This window comes from Solemya pervernicosa gill symbiont (genome assembly GCF_002020875.1).
GTDB lineage: Bacteria > Pseudomonadota > Gammaproteobacteria.
The window spans coordinates 1-2130 of record NZ_MPRL01000139.1 but is presented as its reverse complement, the minus strand read 5'-3'; the positions used below and the strand labels follow the sequence as shown (position 1 = coordinate 2130).

Annotated in this window: 2 protein-coding genes; one reads left to right on the top strand and one right to left on the bottom strand. The window is 53.8% G+C overall.

The features are described 5' to 3' along the window. Positions 1 to 354: 354 nt before the first annotated feature. On the top strand, positions 355 to 1599 hold the full coding sequence (locus tag BOW52_RS16675) for an HDOD domain-containing protein (RefSeq protein ID WP_078485209.1): 1245 nt from the start codon (positions 355 to 357) through the stop codon (positions 1597 to 1599). A 49-nt stretch (positions 1600 to 1648) separates the two neighbouring features. Here the strand turns inward: BOW52_RS16675 and BOW52_RS16670 are convergent, their stop codons facing one another. After that, complete coding sequence (locus tag BOW52_RS16670; RefSeq protein WP_078485208.1) at positions 1649 to 2017, bottom strand: hypothetical protein; 369 nt, start codon at positions 2015 to 2017, stop codon at positions 1649 to 1651. Positions 2018 to 2130: the final 113 nt, after the last annotated feature.

Here is a 2130-nt window from a genome sequence, read left to right as displayed (position 1 = left end):
TCCCTCAGTGACTCTACGCCGACATAAAGCCGCTGCTGCATCTTCTTCGTCGTCCGCTCGCGCTCTCAACTACGAATAGGCAGACGGCGTCGACTATCGCGGACTAACCGCCTTCGCTTCGCTATCCATGGCGGTCAGCGGATGCGTGCCGCATTATTAATCGAATGGGTGTGAGCGATAGCACGGTTTAATAGTCGCATCGTTGCGTTGCGAGCTGTTTGTTGATCGATGGCAACTACGGCGTGTCTGGTTGTCTAATTTGTTAACAATTGCCTTGTTTTTGCTGCAATTGATGGGCATGCTGAGCCACAATTTAGCATTGGTTTGAGACGATTTTTGTAAAGGAATATCTATATGAGCACAAAATTGTTGGCTGAGGATATGGCGCTGTTTCAGCGTCTGCTCCCAATCAGGGATCTCCCCCCCACAACGATTGCTGATCTGGCCGAAAAGGTGGCGGTGTTTGAGTACCCCGAAAAACGTCCACTCTTTAAGCTGGGTGATCAGGATGGCGAGAGCTACTACCTGCTCAGTGGCGAGGTGGAGCTTGAGGGTGGGGGTGTCTACGAGGTGATCAGCGCGGGTTCTGGTGCGGCGCTGCTACCACTTGCCCACGATATGCCTCGTGCAGTGACCGCAACCACCAGGGGTACGGTGCGTTTCTTTCATATCAACAACAATCTGCTTGAGATCGCGATGGCTGGCGATAGCAGTGGTGGTATGGAGGTGGAGGAGATCTCCGATGAGGATGAGACGGTCGAGAGCCAGCTCTTTCTTGAGATCTACCGTGAATATATGGAGGGGACGCTGCAACTGCCGACCCTTCCAGAACTGGCGCTGAGGGTTCGCCGTGCGGTTAATGATCCTGAGAAGTCGCTCGCCGATGTGGCCAAGATTATCCAGTCCGATCAGGCAATCACCGGTCGTCTGATTGAGGTCGCCAACAGCCCGATCTACCGCAGTGAGGTCTCGGCCAACAGCTGCATGGCTGCGATTCGTCGACTGGGTCTCGATAATACCCGTGATCTGGTCACCACCTTTGCCATGAAGCAGCTCTTCAAGGCGGACAACAAGGTGCTGGCCAAACGGATGAAGGAGCTCTGGAGTCACAGTACCCACGTTGCAGCGATCAGTGCGGTGCTGGCCGATATGACCCCCTCGCTCAACGCCGATCGCGCCCTGCTGGCAGGACTGATCCACGATATCGGTGTGCTGGCGATCTATGGTTATGTCGCAGAACGTCCCGAGCTACTCAGCAATGAACAGGAGCTTGATGACGCCGTTGAGCATCTGCGTGGTCAGGTCGGTGCGATGGTGCTGCGCAAGTGGTTCTTCGCCAGTGATCTGGTCACCGTGGTGCTCGAGGCGGAGAACTACGACTACGACTCCGAGTTTGGTCCCGACTACGCCGATGTGGTGCTGGTTTCACAGCTGCATAGCTACTTCGGTACGCCTAAAGCGAGTGGGCTACCACCGCTGTTTGAACGCCCCGCCTTCGGCAAGCTGCCACTCAGTCAGCTCGGACCAGAGAAAAGCATCGAGGCGCTTAAAGAAGCACGTAAGAATATCGACGAGATGCGCCGCCTGCTGGGTGGTTGATCAGAGCCGAGTAGAAAATGCTATGGGACTATAAACAGCCGTTGCTCCGCTAGGTGTCGGTGGCAAGACGATAGAGTTCGTCCATTCCGAAGGTGCCGAGTTCAAGAAGACGATCCTGAACGTTGATGGTGCGTTCAATTAATTCGAGATTGTCTGATGCGTCAGCTTCTCGAAGCAGAGACGCGAGAATATTGGTGATCTCTTCGCTTTTCCATATGTGACAAGGCTCTTCACGATGTTTGATCATCGATAGCATCTGTTCTGTGATAGCTAAGGCGGTGTCCGGAGAAGTGTCTGACTTATAAACAAGCCAGTTGAGAAATTCATGTAGGTCGCAGTTGCCTGAACTTCGTTCCAATGCAGAGAGATAGGTTTCGGCAAGTTCCTGTGAGATGAATGCGTGTTTATCTTCGTCCAAAAAGATGCGCTCAGCCGCTGACCGCCATGGATAGCGAAGCGAAGGCGGTTAGTCCGCGATAGTCGACGCCGTCTGCCTATTCGTAGTTGAGAGCGTGAGCGAACGACGGAGAA